Origin of the sequence: Collinsella sp. AF25-2LB, assembly GCF_003458415.1 — a bacterium.
In the GTDB taxonomy this organism is placed as follows: Bacteria; Actinomycetota; Coriobacteriia; order Coriobacteriales; family Coriobacteriaceae; genus Collinsella.
Map to the genome: position 1 here is coordinate 26,271 of NZ_QRUF01000018.1, position 15,251 is coordinate 41,521.

Annotated in this window: 10 protein-coding genes; 4 read left to right on the forward strand and 6 right to left on the reverse strand. The window is 57.9% G+C overall.

The window, feature by feature from the left end:
• Position 1 precedes the first annotated feature (1 nt).
• The 3 genes from murJ to uvrA all read right to left on the reverse strand — a co-directional run bounded on the left by murJ (position 2) and on the right by uvrA (position 5,200).
• Complete coding sequence (murJ, locus tag DWY51_RS08160; protein WP_117655647.1) at positions 2-1,582, reverse strand: murein biosynthesis integral membrane protein MurJ; 1,581 nt, start codon at positions 1,580-1,582, stop codon at positions 2-4.
• 105 nt (positions 1,583-1,687) lie between these two features.
• Positions 1,688-2,188: a Cys-tRNA(Pro) deacylase gene (gene ybaK / locus DWY51_RS08165; RefSeq protein ID WP_089573609.1), complete on the reverse strand. Its 501-nt coding sequence runs from the start codon at positions 2,186-2,188 to the stop codon at positions 1,688-1,690.
• Between the two features lie 132 nt (positions 2,189-2,320).
• On the reverse strand, positions 2,321-5,200 hold the full coding sequence (gene uvrA, locus DWY51_RS08170; RefSeq protein ID WP_117770489.1) for an excinuclease ABC subunit UvrA: 2,880 nt from the start codon (positions 5,198-5,200) through the stop codon (positions 2,321-2,323).
• Between the two features lie 118 nt (positions 5,201-5,318).
• Here uvrA and DWY51_RS08175 point away from each other — a divergent pair, with 118 nt between their 5' ends.
• From DWY51_RS08175 to DWY51_RS08190, 4 genes are all read left to right on the forward strand, one after another.
• Entirely contained in the window at positions 5,319-7,547 is a 2,229-nt protein-coding gene (locus tag DWY51_RS08175) for an LTA synthase family protein (RefSeq protein WP_117770490.1), read from the forward strand.
• Between the two features lie 145 nt (positions 7,548-7,692).
• Positions 7,693-8,523, forward strand: coding sequence for an Mrp/NBP35 family ATP-binding protein (locus DWY51_RS08180; protein ID WP_022094864.1), 831 nt, complete (start codon positions 7,693-7,695; stop codon positions 8,521-8,523).
• Complete coding sequence (locus DWY51_RS08185) at positions 8,524-9,795, forward strand: NAD(P)/FAD-dependent oxidoreductase (RefSeq protein WP_117770491.1); 1,272 nt, start codon at positions 8,524-8,526, stop codon at positions 9,793-9,795.
• 80 nt (positions 9,796-9,875) lie between these two features.
• Entirely contained in the window at positions 9,876-11,516 is a 1,641-nt protein-coding gene (locus tag DWY51_RS08190; protein WP_117770492.1) for an NAD(P)/FAD-dependent oxidoreductase, read from the forward strand.
• Positions 11,517-11,581: 65 nt separating this feature from the next.
• On the opposite strand, the gene uvrB is transcribed toward DWY51_RS08190, so the two are convergent.
• From uvrB to coaE, 3 genes are read right to left on the reverse strand one after another with little or no spacing between them, the layout of a single operon-like run.
• Complete coding sequence (gene uvrB / locus DWY51_RS08195) at positions 11,582-13,822, reverse strand: excinuclease ABC subunit UvrB (RefSeq protein WP_035138903.1); 2,241 nt, start codon at positions 13,820-13,822, stop codon at positions 11,582-11,584.
• 51 nt (positions 13,823-13,873) lie between these two features.
• Entirely contained in the window at positions 13,874-14,455 is a 582-nt protein-coding gene (locus DWY51_RS08200) for a lytic transglycosylase domain-containing protein (RefSeq protein WP_022093787.1), read from the reverse strand.
• Entirely contained in the window at positions 14,448-15,089 is a 642-nt protein-coding gene (gene coaE, locus DWY51_RS08205) for a dephospho-CoA kinase (RefSeq protein ID WP_117770493.1), read from the reverse strand. Before coaE ends, DWY51_RS08200 begins: the two co-directional genes overlap by 8 nt.
• Between the last annotated feature and the right edge of the window lie 162 nt (positions 15,090-15,251).

Here is a 15,251-nt window from a genome sequence, read left to right on the forward strand (position 1 = left end):
CCTACTTGCGACGAATCAGCGCCGAGACCTCGGGCATCTTAAGGACGACGGCAAGGCCAAAGGTAACAGCAAGCGAGACGACACCCGCAACGCAAACGTAGCCAAGAGTAATCAGAATCGAGCCGCCAAGTGCCCCGACAAAGTGCTCAAGCGCCCACATGACGCCGGCGCCTGCGGCAGCACCCAGGCCACCGAGCAAAAGGCCAAAGAAACCGCCATGCAGGATAGATTTAACCTGAAGACCACGCAGACGACGACGCAGCCACCACAGCGAGCAACCGACCAAGATCACGTAGTCGACGACATACGAAAGCGCGATTGCCGGCATACCGAAGCCCAGCACAACGCCAAACAGCAGAACCGAGCCGGCCTGGCCGATGGCGGAATACAGGCAATAGCGGCTATAGGGCTTCATGTCGAGCAAGGCAGAGAAGCTCTTCTGCATCAGCACGACCACGCCGTAGAGCGGCAGCGAGAACGCCAGGTAGACAAGGAACTCGGACACCAGCGCCACGCCGGACTCATCGAACTTGCCAGCGCAGTAGATCATGTTGAGCGGACGCGCGAAGACAATCAGGTACAGCGCGAACGGAACCAGGAAGAACAGCATCTGGGCGACGCCACGCGAAATGCCCGTGCGAACGCTGTCGTAATCCTTCTCCTGTGCGTCGTGAGAGAGCTCGGTATAGAGCGCCGTCGAAAGCGAGGCGGCAATCAGCGCGTAGGGCAGCGTGTACCACAGGCGCGCATAGGCGATGACGGAAGGACCGGTCTCGGGCTGGACCACCAGCGCGGCAGCGTTCGTGATAGAAGTCGAGACAAACATGCACACCGTAGCGAGCAGCGTCGGGATACCGAGCGCAATCGTCTGGCGCAGTGCGGGGTCCTTAAAGTCGATATGGATATGGGGATGCACGCCGTGCTTGCCAAGCGCGGGGATCTGACAAGCCATCTGAACAAAGACACCGAGGGTCGTACCGGCCGCAATCAAGATGATGCCGGCACGTTCGCCAAACTGTGCGGACACGGGCGCAAAGCCCATAAAGCTCGCAATGACGATCACATTGTTGAGGACCGGGGCAAACGTCGACCAGAAGTAGTCGCGGTGTGCGTTGAGAACGCCCGAGAACACCGAGCCCAAACCATAAAACAGAATCTGGATGGCGAAGAAACGGAACATGAACGCAGCGGTATCCATGCTGCCGCCGTCACCAGAAAGGAACGATTGCGTCCAAATAAAGCCCGGAGCGAACACGGTCCCCAGCAACGAAATGCCACCCAGCACCAATAGCAGAATACCGAGCAGGTTGCCCACGTACTCGTTCGAGGCCTCGCGACCCTGCTCACGCCTCACGCCCATGTACACGGGCAAAAACGCCGTCACGAGCATGCCGCCCATCACGAGTTCGTAGAGCATATTGGGCAGGTTGTTGGCGACCTGATAGGAGGACGAGAGCAGCGACATGCCGATAGCGGCCGCCATTGCCCATGTGCGGATAAAGCCGGTGACGCGAGACACGATGGTCAGGATGGTCATAAGCCCGGCGGAACGACCAACCGTGGAGTAGTCCGACGAGCCCATATCATCAGTGCCATCTCGCGACGAAGAAGCTTCGGATGAGGGTGTCTGAGGCGCAGATTCTTTTGCAAAATGAGCTCCGCACTTCAATTCTTCCTGCGGCATCGCTCAGTCCTCTCTCGTAATCGGGGCGACCGTCGCCCCGCAAAATGCAATTAAATCATCGGGTGCAAGCTCGAGCTGATAACCACGCTTGCCTCCCGAAATAAAAATGGTATCCCAAAGGACACATGTCTCATCAATGAGCGTCCGGTAGCGTTTTTTCATACCGACCGGACTGCAGCCGCCGCGAACGTAGCCAGTCGCCGCAAGCAAATCCTTCACATGCATCATGGCCAAGGACTTCTCCCCCGCGGCACGCGCGGCGGACTTTAGATCGAGCTCGTCGGCAACAGGGATGCAGCACACGACATGGTCGTTGGACGGCGTCACGCAGACCAAGGTCTTAAATCCTTGTCCGGGCTCCTCGCCAAGCTGCTCCGAAATCGCGACCCCCAGGCCCGCCGACTCATCACCATCGTCTTCGTACGTATGTAGAACATAGGAAATGCCGGCGCTTTCCAGCTCGCGCATCGCATTGGTTTTTGGCGTCTTTACAGCCTTTGCCATGGCATATCCTTTCCCTCGCATTCGGACGCAAGGATTAAGTATATGTCCAATTCGGCTGCATACGTCACTTCGACACAGCAAGCGCCATCGAATCACAAGGAGTCGATGGCGCCCATAAACTGAATCGCCTATTTATTGAGCATCAAGTTGAGCCTGACGCTCCCGGTCACGCCTGAGCAACGGCGCCAAAAACTTGCCCGTATAACTTTGCGGACAGTCCGCAACCTGCTCCGGTGTGCCCGAAACCACGACGGTTCCGCCGCCGTTACCGCCCTCGGGGCCCATATCGATCAGGCGGTCGGCAACCTTGATGACATCAAGGTTGTGTTCAATCACCAGCACCGTGTTGCCCGCATCGACCAAGCGCTGCAGCACATCAAGCAGCTGGCGGACGTCCTCAAAATGAAGGCCGGTCGTCGGCTCATCCAAAATATAGAACGTCTTGCCCGTCTGGCGTCGATGAAGCTCCTTGGCGAGCTTCACACGCTGCGCCTCGCCGCCCGAGAGCGTCGTGGCGGGCTGGCCCAGGCTCACGTAGCCCAAGCCTACATCGTACAGCGTCTGGAGCTTGCGCTTAATCTGCGGGATATTCCCAAAGAAGGCCAGTGCCTCGGTGACGCTCATGTCGAGCACGTCCGAGATGGTCTTACCACGGTAGGTGACCTCAAGCGTCTCGCGGTTATAGCGTTTGCCGCCGCAGACCTCACAGGGGACATAGATATCGGGAAGGAAGTGCATCTCGATCTTAATTTGTCCGTCGCCCTTGCATGCTTCGCAGCGACCGCCGCTCACGTTAAAGGAGAAACGTCCCGGCGAGTAGCCACGCGCCTTCGACTCCGGCGTACTCGCAAACAGCGCGCGAAGATCATCCCACAGGCCAATGTACGTAGCAGGGTTGGAACGCGGCGTGCGACCAATCGGCGACTGGTCGATATCGATAACCTTATCGATACACTCGATGCCCTCGATTTTCTTATACGGACCCACAGGGCGCGTCGAACGGTGAATGGCATTCGTAAGGGCAGGTGCGATGGTGTCGGTAACCAGGGAGCTCTTACCCGATCCCGACACGCCGGTAACGACCGTAAGCGTACCAAACTCGATCTTGGCGGTAACGTTTTTGAGGTTGTTGGCGCGGGCGCCCGTGATCTTAAGGCAGCCGCGACCGGGCTTGCGGCGTTCATCGGGAACCCGAATCATTCGCTTGCCGGTCAGGTAGGCACCCGTCATCGAATCGGGGCACGCCATGATATCGGCAGGCGTTCCCGCGGCGACCACGTGTCCGCCGTTCACGCCCGCACCGGGGCCCATGTCGATCACATAGTCGGCAGCACGAATCGTATCCTCATCATGCTCGACGACGATGACGGTATTGCCGATATCGCGTAGGCGCTCAAGCGTCTTGATCAGGCGCTCGTTATCACGCTGATGGAGGCCAATCGATGGCTCGTCCAAAATGTACAGGACACCCATGAGGCCGGCGCCGATCTGCGTTGCCAGGCGAATGCGCTGGGCCTCGCCTCCGGAAAGCGTCGCCGAGGCACGATCGAGGGTCAGATAGTCGAGTCCGACATCGACCAGAAAACGCAAGCGCTCCAGGATTTCCTTGACGATGCGCCCACCGATAAATTGTTGGCGCTCGGTAAGCTCCAAGCCCTCAAAAAACTCGAGCGACTCGCGGCACGATAGGCAGCAGACCTCGTAAATGGACTTACCGCCTACGGTAACGGCGAGCATCTCGGGGCGCAGACGAGCACCATGGCAACTCGAGCACGGCTCCTCGCGGATGTACTTCTCCAAGCGCGCCTTGGTGTTCTCATTCGTCGTCTCGGTATAGCGCTCGTACAGGATATTGCGCACGCCCGAGAACTTGGTGTCCCACTGGCTGCGGCGCCCATCGAGCTTTTGATAGTCGACCGAAATCTTCTGGTCGCCCATGCCGTCTAAAAACGCGCGACGCACCCGCGGAGGCAGATCCTCCCACGGCGTATCGACGCTCACCTTAAAGTGTTTGCAGACCGCAGCGAAAATCTGCGGATAGTAGTTAGAGTTGCCAAACAGGCTGCCAAAAACCCCGTCGGCGATCGACTTCGAGGGGTCTTCGATTAGGGCCTCGGCATCGACCGTCTTCTTAAAGCCCAGGCCATCGCACTCTGGGCACGCGCCATAGGGCGCGTTGAACGAGAAATCACGCGGCTGCAGGTCATCGATGGAGTGTCCATGCTCCGGGCACGCTAACGCCAGCGAATACTCCAGCAACTCGCCTTCGGTCCCCTCGGGAGCGTCGCGGTCGGGCAGCAAGTATACGTTCACATTGCCGTGCGCCAGCGCAGTCGCCTGTTCAACGGACTCGGCAATACGGCCCAGCGAGTTCTCACGGATCACGATGCGGTCGACCACGACCTCGATATCGTGCTTGAATTTCTTATCCAAATCGATAGGGTCATCAAGCGAGCGAACCTCGCCGTCGACACGCACGCGGCTAAAGCCCTCGGCGCGAAGGTCCTCAAACAGCTTGGCGTACTCGCCTTTTCGCCCGCGCACTACCGGTGCCAGCACAAACGCGCGGCGGCCCTCCCCCGCCGCCAAGACCTTGTCGGCAACCTGGTCGGTCGTCTGGCGCTCAATGACACGGCCGCATTCGGGACAGTGCGGGGTGCCCACACGGGCGAACAGCAGGCGCAGATAGTCATAAATCTCGGTTACGGTGCCAACCGTCGAGCGAGGGTTTTTAGACGTCGTCTTTTGGTCGATCGACACCGCCGGCGAAAGGCCGTCGATTGAATCCAAGTCGGGTTTGTCCATCTGGCCCAAGAACTGGCGCGCATAGCTCGAAAGACTCTCGACGTATCGACGCTGGCCCTCGGCATAGATAGTGTCAAATGCCAGCGAACTCTTGCCCGAGCCAGAAAGACCGGTAATGACCACGAGTTGGTCACGCGGAATGGAAACATCGATATCACGGAGGTTGTGCTCACGAGCGCCGCGAATAACGATAGAAGAATCAGACATGGAAGCTCCTTGCCTCCTATTGCATCGAATCATACTGTCGATGAGTTTAGCGCACTCGACGCGCACAGATGTTCGTAATACAAGATTCGCAGACCTTTAGCTTTGCGTATCGGGTGCTTTGTTTCTCGAAATGCCGTGGAAAGGTTACAGTAATCTACTACTGAACTTAATTTGCTGTAACAGAGGAACGTCCATGACCGAAGATATCCCCCTTGAAATCACTTCGAGCGACATGGCCAATCTGCCCATATTCATCGCCGTCCTTATCGTGGCCACCGTCGTCGTGCGCGTGTATTTTTCAATCAAACACAATGAAAAGCCGCCCATTGCCCGCGTCTTTTGGTGCGCGACGCTCCTCATCCCGCTCGGCGTGGTAGCTGCACGGATTACGAATCAATTGCTCGTAAATGAGGACAGTTCCCTATGGGTCCTTTCTTATTCGGCGCTCGGTGCTGCCGCCGTCATACTTCTTGTCGAGCCCTTGGTTTCGGGACTTATTGACCAAACCGATCTTGAGACGGGAACGGTTGCCTGTATTTGCCGTGACATCCTTGTCATCGCCGCTGTTTCAGCGCTCTCGTTCGTTTCACTCGAAATTGCCTGCAACGAAACGTTCTATCACATTCCCGCCAACTCATTCGGGTTTTCCGTCGGGCTGCTCGCGACGGTTCTGCTCTCCCTTTATCTGCTGGGACAGCGTCATGGGGGCGTCATGGCCCTCGTGCCCGTCGTCTGTTGCATCCTTGGCATTGCCGAGCACTTCGTCATAACGTTTAAAGGCGAAGCCATCCTGCCAAGCGATATCTTGGCCCTTGGCACTGCAATGGAAGTGAGCGAGGGATACGAGTTTACCTTTACCGCCGGAATCGTAACCTCTCTCGCCCTGCTGGAGATTTCCCTGGGGCTTCTTTCGCTTATCCGACCGCGAAAGCTCCGTACGCCCACCCATGTCTTCCCCGCAATCGCCGCTAACCTCTGCGCTTTTCTGCTAGTGACCGTTGTGGGGCTCTCGGGCTTTTCCAGCATCGACTTGGAGCAGGCGCTGAATTTTGGATTTGACCGTTGGCAGCCCATCACCACGTATGCGTCTCAGGGTTTTATCACTTCGTTCACCGAAATGGTCAACGAGTTGCCTATTGAGAGGCCCGAAGACTATACGCCCGATGAGGCGCAGAGCATCGAGCAGGAGCTCGCCGCCACCTACGACAGCACGTATGGCTCGAGCGAGCAGCGCGCGGCGGCCGTTGCCCAGTTCAATGAAATCAAGCCGACGATTGTTGCCGTCATGAACGAGAGTTTTAGCGACCTTTCGTGCTTTGAGCAGCTCCAGGCGGCCGGGTACACCGGCCCCGCATTCTACAACTCGCTTCCCGACACACTTGTTCGCGGCACCATGCTCGCTTCGGTCGCCGGTGGCGGAACGGCGAACTCCGAATTCGAATTTTTGACCGGAGCGACAACGGCCTTTGTCGGATTAGGCAAAATCCCCTATCAGCTATATCAGATGAATGGTGTCAACAGCCTGGCAAAGGACCTTAAGGAGCTTGGGTATACCGCTACCGCTATGCACCCGCAAAACCCCGTCAACTACCATCGAGATAAAATCTATCAGCAGCTGGGCTTTGGAGACTTTCTTTCGATCGGCGATTTCGAAGGTGCGCCCTGTTACCATGCCGGCGTATGCGACTACGCCACCTACGACAAGATACTCGACCTGCTTAGAACCGACGAAGCCCCACAGTTCATCTTTGACGTCACGATGCAAAATCACGGCGGCTACGACTATGGCACCGTTCCCGCCGAGGAGCTGACAAACTATTGGGTCGAGGGAGCCAGCGAGGGCGCCAATAGCGCGCTCAACACCTATCTTACCTGCATCAACGCATCCGACCGGGACCTCGAGTACTTTATCAACGAGCTCCGCAATATCGGCAGACCGGTTGTCCTTGTCTTTTTTGGCGACCATCAGCCGAGCGCCGCAACGACTCTCAACGACGAGCTGTACCCTCAGGAAGATACGGCAAGCCACGCTTTCCGTATCTATCAGTCGACATATTTCGTCTGGGCTAACTATGAAATCGCCGGCAATACCGAGCTCAACGTCTACGACACCGTCGGGGCAAACGAGATTGCAGCCATTACCCTTAATAAGATCGGCGCCCCGCTCACCGACTATCAAAAGGCTCTGCTTGCAACAAGGTCAGATGTGCCCACCATCAATGTCGCCGGCTACCTTGGTGCCGACGGGCTGCGCTACGACTTGGAATCTGAAGACAGCCCATACGCCTCAACGATCGACAAGCTGCAGCGCATGCAATACCTCGAGTTCGCCAGCAAAGTTCAGTAAGCCCGCCCATTCGCTTGGACCCATCGTATTGCAAGCACGCTCGGCCCAAATGCATCGCAAATGACTCCCGCTCGCAAACGAGGGTACAATGACGCTCGTGTCACATCACGGGGCTCCGGCCCCAACATATACAAAGGAGTCATACATGGGTTGCGAGCACGCACAGGCCGCCGGCGGACAAACGTCGCCGTCGCAATTTGAGGAGAACACACTGTCCGAGGTCAAACGCGTCATCGCCGTGCTTTCCGGCAAGGGCGGTGTCGGCAAGTCGTTTGTCACCGGTGCCATCGCCACCGAGCTTGCCCGTCACGGCCACAAGGTCGGCGTCCTCGATGCCGACATCACCGGTCCCTCTATCCCCAAAATGTTCGGTATGAGCGGACGCCACGTCCATGCCCTTGGCAACCTCATGCTGCCCGAAATCTCCGAGCACGGCGTCAAGGTCATGAGCTCCAACCTTCTGCTCCAAAACGAGACCGACCCCGTCCTTTGGCGCGGTCCGGTCATCGCAGGCGCCATTAGGCAGTTCTGGAGCGAGACCTCGTGGGGCCCCATCGACTACCTGCTGGTCGACATGCCTCCGGGAACAGGCGACGTCGCGCTCACCGTCTTCCAGTCGCTGCCCGTCGACGGCATCGTCATCGTCACGAGCCCGCAGGATCTGGTCTCGATGATCGTCGCCAAGGCGGTCAACATGGCCGAGAAGATGAACGTCCCCATTCTGGGCATTGTCGAGAACATGAGCTATATTGAGTGTCCCGACTGCGGCAAGAAGATCGAGGTCTTTGGCAAGAGCAAGCTCCCCGAGGTCGCAGAGCGCTATAACCTCGACATCTTGGGCCAGCTTCCCATTAATCCGGCACTCGCCGAGGCCTGCGATAAGGGCGAGGTCGAGACCGCACTGCCCGATGGCATGTTGCCCAAGGCAGTCTCTGCCGTCGAGGCCATTACCCCGCACGAGACCGACGAGGCCTAAGTGAACACGAGCGCCTTCTATGACGTCCTGGTAATCGGCGGCGGGGCTTCAGGCCTCGCCGCCGCCATTACGGCCGCACGCGCTGGCAAAAGCGTCTGCATCGTTGAGCGCGATGTCGCCTGCGGCCTTAAGCTCCTTGCGACCGGCAACGGCCGCTGCAACCTCTCCAACGAATCGATTGATCCACAGCGGTATAACCACCCCGCATTCGTTGAATCCGTTATGGGCCCCCGGCCCGAACAAGAGCTTATGGGTTTCTTCTCCTCGCTGGGCATCATGACAACCTCCGAGGAAGGCCGGCTGTACCCGCGCTCCCTTCGCGCCGAATCGGTGCGCGACGCGCTTCTCAATGTTTGCGACCGCCTGGGTATCACCTTAATCTGCGGAGCCAACGTTGCCTCGGCACACAAAACTTCCGAAGGCTGGGCACTCCAAATAGACCGTCCGGCGCGGGCGCTCAAGGCAAAAAAGCACGACGACCGAAAATCGGAGCTCCGCTCGCTTCGGAAAGCGCTCGCCGATGTCCCTCGCAAGAACGAGGCCCTGCAGGCACATGCCGTAATTATCGCCACGGGCGGCAACCCCACCGGTATCGCCGATACGTTTCGCCTCCCCCTCACTTCGCTGCACCCCATCCTCTGCCCCGTATCGGCAACGGTCGTCGGCGATCGGGCGGCACTCAAGACGTTGGATGGCCTGCGCGTCCGCGCCCGCTTGACGCTCGCCCGCAATCATAATGAGCTCTGGCACGAAGACGGTGAAGTCCTGTTTCGAGCCTTCGGTATCTCGGGCGTCGCTGTCTTCAACCTCTCCCGTCGTATCCAGCGCGGCGATACGATCCTGCTCGACGTTTTCCCCGACCTCTCCAAAGACGAGCTGCTCGATATGCTCAACCGGCGCGTTGAGCTGCTCGGCGGCTTTTCGCCCCGCAATCCCCGTTGGCTCGACGGCATGCTCGCCCCGCAACTCTCCCGCGTCGTCTGCACGACGTTCGAGCAGTGCCATCCAGGCTCCAACGATGTCATCCACCTGGTCTCAATCCTCAAACACTTTAAGTTGCTCGTCGAGGGAACAGCCGAGGAGCGCTCGGCGCAGGTCACGCGTGGTGGCGTATCTGTCGAGAGCATCTCAATACCCAGTCTACGCGCGCGCAGCGCTGTCGACGCCCCGCTTTACGTCTGCGGCGAAGCGCTCGACATCGACGCCGATTGCGGAGGCTTTAACCTTGCGTGGGCCTGGCTCTCGGGCATTCGCGCTGCAAGCAGCCTGTAGCCGCGCAGTCTATAATCAAAAACGCATTCGGGCCGTCTGGGATACCGGACGGCCTCTTTCTTGCCTCTAAGGAGACCTCGATGATCGAAATCACCCAAGTCAACGCGTCGCTCGATGAAGCCGGCGATGAAAATGCCTGCCTCATTGTTGGTAAGCGAGTCGCCAAGCGCGTCCTACGTTGCAAGGACTCCGAGATCAAGTCCATCGAGCTCCACCGCAAGTCAATCGACGCTCGCAAAAAACGAGACGTCCATTTTATCCTGAGCTTTCGTGTTGAGCTGACTAGTCCCCACCTCGAGCGAGAAGCGGTCGACAGCGTCGCCGAGCGTGACCGCTCACGCGTACGCGCGATAGAAGACGATGGGTCTTCATTCCCCACCCCCGTCTCCGACGCACCTCAAGAACGCCCTGTCGTTGTCGGCGCCGGATGCGCCGGCCTTTTCGCTGCGCTTACGCTCGCCGAAGCAGGTCTTAAGCCCTTGCTCATCGAGCGCGGCGACCCGGCATTTCGCCGCTCGCATGCGATCGACCTCTTTCTAAAGGAGCGCATCCTCGACCCCGAGAGCAATATCCAGTTTGGTCTGGGCGGCGCGGGGACCTTCTCGGACGGCAAGCTCAATACGGGAACCAAAAATCCCGCCCATCGCCTTATCCTCGAAACCTTCGTCGAGGCGGGTGCGCCCCGCGATATTCTGTGGGATGCCAAGCCGCACATTGGCTCCGACATCCTTCCCACGGTTGTCACCGCTATATCCCAGCGCATCGAGCAGCTCGGAGGTGTCGTCCGTTATCGAACAAAGCTCGTCGACATTCGCATCGACGCGTCTGGCGCCATCACCGGTATTGATGTCCAATCGTCCCAAGACGCCGCTTACGAGTCAATCGAGACAAAGCACCTCATCCTCGCCTGCGGGCATTCTGCTCGCGATATTTTTGAGCTCCTTAAGGACCACAACGTGACCCTCGCACAAAAGACCTTTGCCATGGGCGTTCGCATCGAGCATCCGCAGCGCGACATCGATCGAGCCCAATATGGAGCCTCGGCGGGACATCCAGCGATCGGGGCGGCCCCTTACAAACTTGTTGCCCATCTTCCCAACGGCCGCAGCGTGTTCTCGTTTTGCATGTGCCCCGGCGGACAGGTTGTCGCCGCCTCTTCCGAGCAGGGCCACCTGTGCGTCAACGGCGCTAGCCTCAATGCCCGCGACGGACGCAACGCAAATGCCGCCTTGCTCGTTAACGTCACGCCTGAGGACCTTCCCAACGATGACCCGCTCGCCGGCATCGAGCTCCAGCGTGCCTGCGAGGCGGCCGCCTATCGCCTGGGCGGTTCCAACTGGAACGCACCGGCACAACTCGTCGGAGATTTCCTCGCAGGACGCGCCAGCAAGGCGCCCGGAAAGGTAAAGCCCACCTATCCGCTCGGTGTGACCTGGACGGCAATTGACGAAGCCCTGCCGCAGCATATCGTCGAGTCGCTCCGCCTGGGACTTCCCCTACTCGGAAAAAAGCTACGAGGCTACGACCGTCCCGATGCCGTTCTTACCGGCGTGGAGACTCGTTCGAGCTCACCTGTCACTGTCACCCGAGACCGAACGTGCCATGCCGTGTCGACCCCGGGCCTCTACCCTTGTGGTGAGGGAGCTGGATATGCTGGCGGCATCATGAGCGCGGCCACCGACGGCATCCGTTGCGCCGAAGCCCTGATCGCAGACCTCTAGCGCACGAATTCCAGCGCGCAAAAGACACAGGCCCCGAGCTCCACAGGGAACTCGGGGCCTGTTCGCTATTTCTTAAACCGTGCACCCTGGCGTTTTCTGCCCGATGCGAACGTGGAACCCTTGCGGGCCTGCGAACGTAAGCGCTCGATCGTCTCGTCCTCAGACGCACCCTCGAGCATCGCCCGAATCTGAACGACAGCATCGCGCAGGCGCGCCGCCTCCTCAAAGTCCATGGCGGCAGAAGCGTTGCGCATATCCTCTTCCATGGTTTCGACGATCCGCACAAGCTCGTCATGCGGCAGTTCTTCCAACTGCTCCGCAAGTGTCTGCTCGGGCGCCACCGTTTCCGGCACGCCGCCCTCGCCCGACTCATCGGGCGTATAGAATGCGCCATGACCAAGAGAATCGCCCTTCGAGCGCCCCTTGGAACCCACGGTTTTTTCGGCCTCGGCAATAAAACTTGAGATGTCGTTGATGGCCTTGCGCACTGTCTTGGGCACAATGCCATGCTCTTCGTTATATGCCATCTGAATCTCGCGACGGCGCTGCGTCTCCTCGATGGCCTCTTTCATCGAATCGGTCACAACGTCCGCATACATGATGACTTCGCCATCGGCGTTACGGGCCGCGCGGCCAATCGTCTGAATCAGCGAACGGCGGTTGCGCAAGAAGCCTTCCTTATCGGCATCGAGAATTGCCACCAGTGAGACCTCGGGAAGATCCAAGCCCTCGCGAAGCAGGTTGATGCCAACGAGAACATCGATCTTGCCCTCGCGCAGCGTTCGCAGGATCTCGACACGGTCCATTGTCGCCGTATCAGAGTGCATGTAATTGACCTTAATGCCCGCATCAAGTAGATGGTCGGTCAGGTCCTCGGCCATGCGCTTGGTCAACGTGGTCACCAGCACGCGCTCCTTGCGGGCAACGCGCTCGCGAATCTCGTCTTCAAGATCGTCAATCTGACCGCGAACCGGACGCACATCGATCTTGGGATCGAGCAGACCGGTCGGACGAATAATCTGCTCCACGTCGTTTTGGCTCACCCGCAGCTCGTAATCGCCCGGCGTGGCCGAAACATAGATAAACTGGGGGATCCTTGCCTCAAACTCATCGAAACGAAGCGGGCGGTTATCGAGCGCCGAGGGCAGGCGAAAACCGTGTTCCACCAGCGTCACCTTACGCGAGCGGTCACCTTCGTGCATGCCGCGAATCTGCGGCACCGTCACATGGCTCTCATCGATGATGCAGAGCATATCCTTGGGAAAGTAATCGATTAGGGTAAACGGCGGCTCACCCGGCTTGCGACCGTCCAGATGACGCGAGTAGTTCTCGATGCCGTTGCAAAAGCCCATCGTCTCGAGCATCTCAAGATCATAATCGGTGCGCTGCTGCAGACGCTGCGCCTCGAGCAACTTGTCGGTCGCCTTGAGCTCCGCCACGCGCTTCTCGCACTCTTCGCTGATCGATTTCAGAGCCGCCTTGACCTTCGGCTTCTCGGTCACGTAGTGCGATGCCGGCCATACGGGGATGGCCTCGTACTCACGAAGCATCTCACCGGTGACCTCATCGATCTCGGCAATCAGCTCGACCTCGTCGCCAAAGAACTCAAACCGCAACGGATGCTCGGCATAAGGCGGATACACGTCGACAACATCGCCGCGCACGCGGAACGTGCCGCGTGCCAGGTCATAGTCATTGCGATCATATTGAATGTCGATAAGTGCATGGATAAAGTCATCGCGCTCGAGCGGCACCTTCTTGTCGACGTTTGGAGCCAGACCCGCATAGTCCTCAGGAGAGCCAATGCCATAGATACACGAGACCGATGCGACAACGATCACATCACGTCGAGAGAGTAGCGATGCGGTCGCCTGATGTCGCAGCATCTCAACCTCTTCGTTAATCGAGGAGTCTTTCTCGATATATGTATCGCTTTGCGGCACATACGCCTCGGGCTGATAGTAGTCGTAGTACGAGACGAAGTAGACCACAGCGTTGTTGGGAAAGAACTCTTTGAGCTCGCTCGCAAGCTGAGCGGCGAGCGTTTTATTCGGAGCCATGACCAGCGTCGGCTTTCCCAGGGCCTCAATAGTCTTTGCCATCGTGAAGGTCTTGCCCGAACCAGTCACGCCCAGCAAAACCTGATAGCGGTCTCCGTCCCTCACGCCCTGCACAAGCGACTCAATGGCCTTAGGCTGGGAACCGGCAGGCTCATAGGGAGACACGACCTTAAACGGCACGTCAGAGCCTTCAACGCCAAAGCGCTTAAGTTCACCACCAACGCGTTCTACTTCAAATTCCGCCATGGATACTCCTAACTCATATATCTGCAGTATACGCAGGCGGCAGGCATAGTCCTATACGAACCGATCGGGATAGAGGGTCTTGTAGCGAACCCAGGCATTATTGACACGAATCAGATACGCCTGCGTCTCGGGAAAGGTGATTGCATTATGAAGCGACGTACTCTGCTGCGCCCATCCGTCGACATTGCCCATGCCGGCGTTATAGGCGGCAATGGCACTGTCAGTCGACCCGTTAAAATACGCTAGAAGATACGAGAGATACGCACAGCCAAACTCGATATTCGTAGCCGGATCGTTAAGGTTGTCGGCCGAATACTCGCCACCGTCGACAAGGCCCTTGGCGATCATATCCTGGGCAGTCTCGGGCATCAGCTGCATCAATCCCTGAGCACCCTGATTCGACTCGGCCTCGGGATCCCAATTCGATTCAGACTTAATGACAGCGCACACCAGATACGGATCCAGATTATGCGAAATACTGGATTGCTTTACATACGCCTCGTAGTCAATCGGATACAGCGGCTTAAAGAAAGCGGCAGGAGCATACGAGTAAACGAATGAGATAAGGCCGAAGGCAAAAACGGCAGCCAGCGGTATAAGGCGATACCACGTAAGGAAACGTGTCTTAGGCATCGGCCTCCTCCTTATCCACTACATCCCCGAACCCATGGCGCGAAAGCCATGCGTCCAGTTGTTCAAAGAGCGAGTTATCGTCTGCCGCATTGTCAATCACAGTTGTAGCGAGATTGCACAGCACAGACTCTTCGGGCTGGCAAGCAGAACGGGCATCGAAATCAGATGGCTCCATGCCACGTTGAATAGCGCGCTCGCGACGAACTGACAAAGGGGCGCTGATGACCAAAATTTCATCAGCCAAGCCAAATGCATCCTCAAAACCAGTCGGAGCAGAAACCTCGACCACCGCAAAAGGATAACGGGGAGATGAAACAGTACAACAAACCGGATCGAGAATCCTAAGCGAAAGCTGTTCAATCAGAATGGGATGCACGATGTCATTGAGCCGTGCGACCGAATCAGGAGAAGCGAAAGCTCGAGAAGCGAGGATGCCGCGGCGAATGCCGCCTTCCTCATCCAAAATGTCCCAACCGAATTCATCCGCAAGTGTATTGACGATATCAGAGCCCGGCACATACAGCGATTTTGCAAGCTCATCCAGATCGATAAGCATAGCGCCACGAGATTCGAAATAGCGGCAGGCAGTCGACTTACCCGAAGCAATATTGCCCAAGACAAATACGGTAAACATCAAGCCCTCCCTAACGCCAATGCGAGTAATTATCGCTCAAATACACTAGATGGACTCAAAATACAGCCAAACAGTAAGAGCACATACGGGGGAGCTAGGTCCCAAAGTACAACGTGTATACAATCAGAACCACCCTTAAAAAGGGTGGTTTGCTCTTAGGGT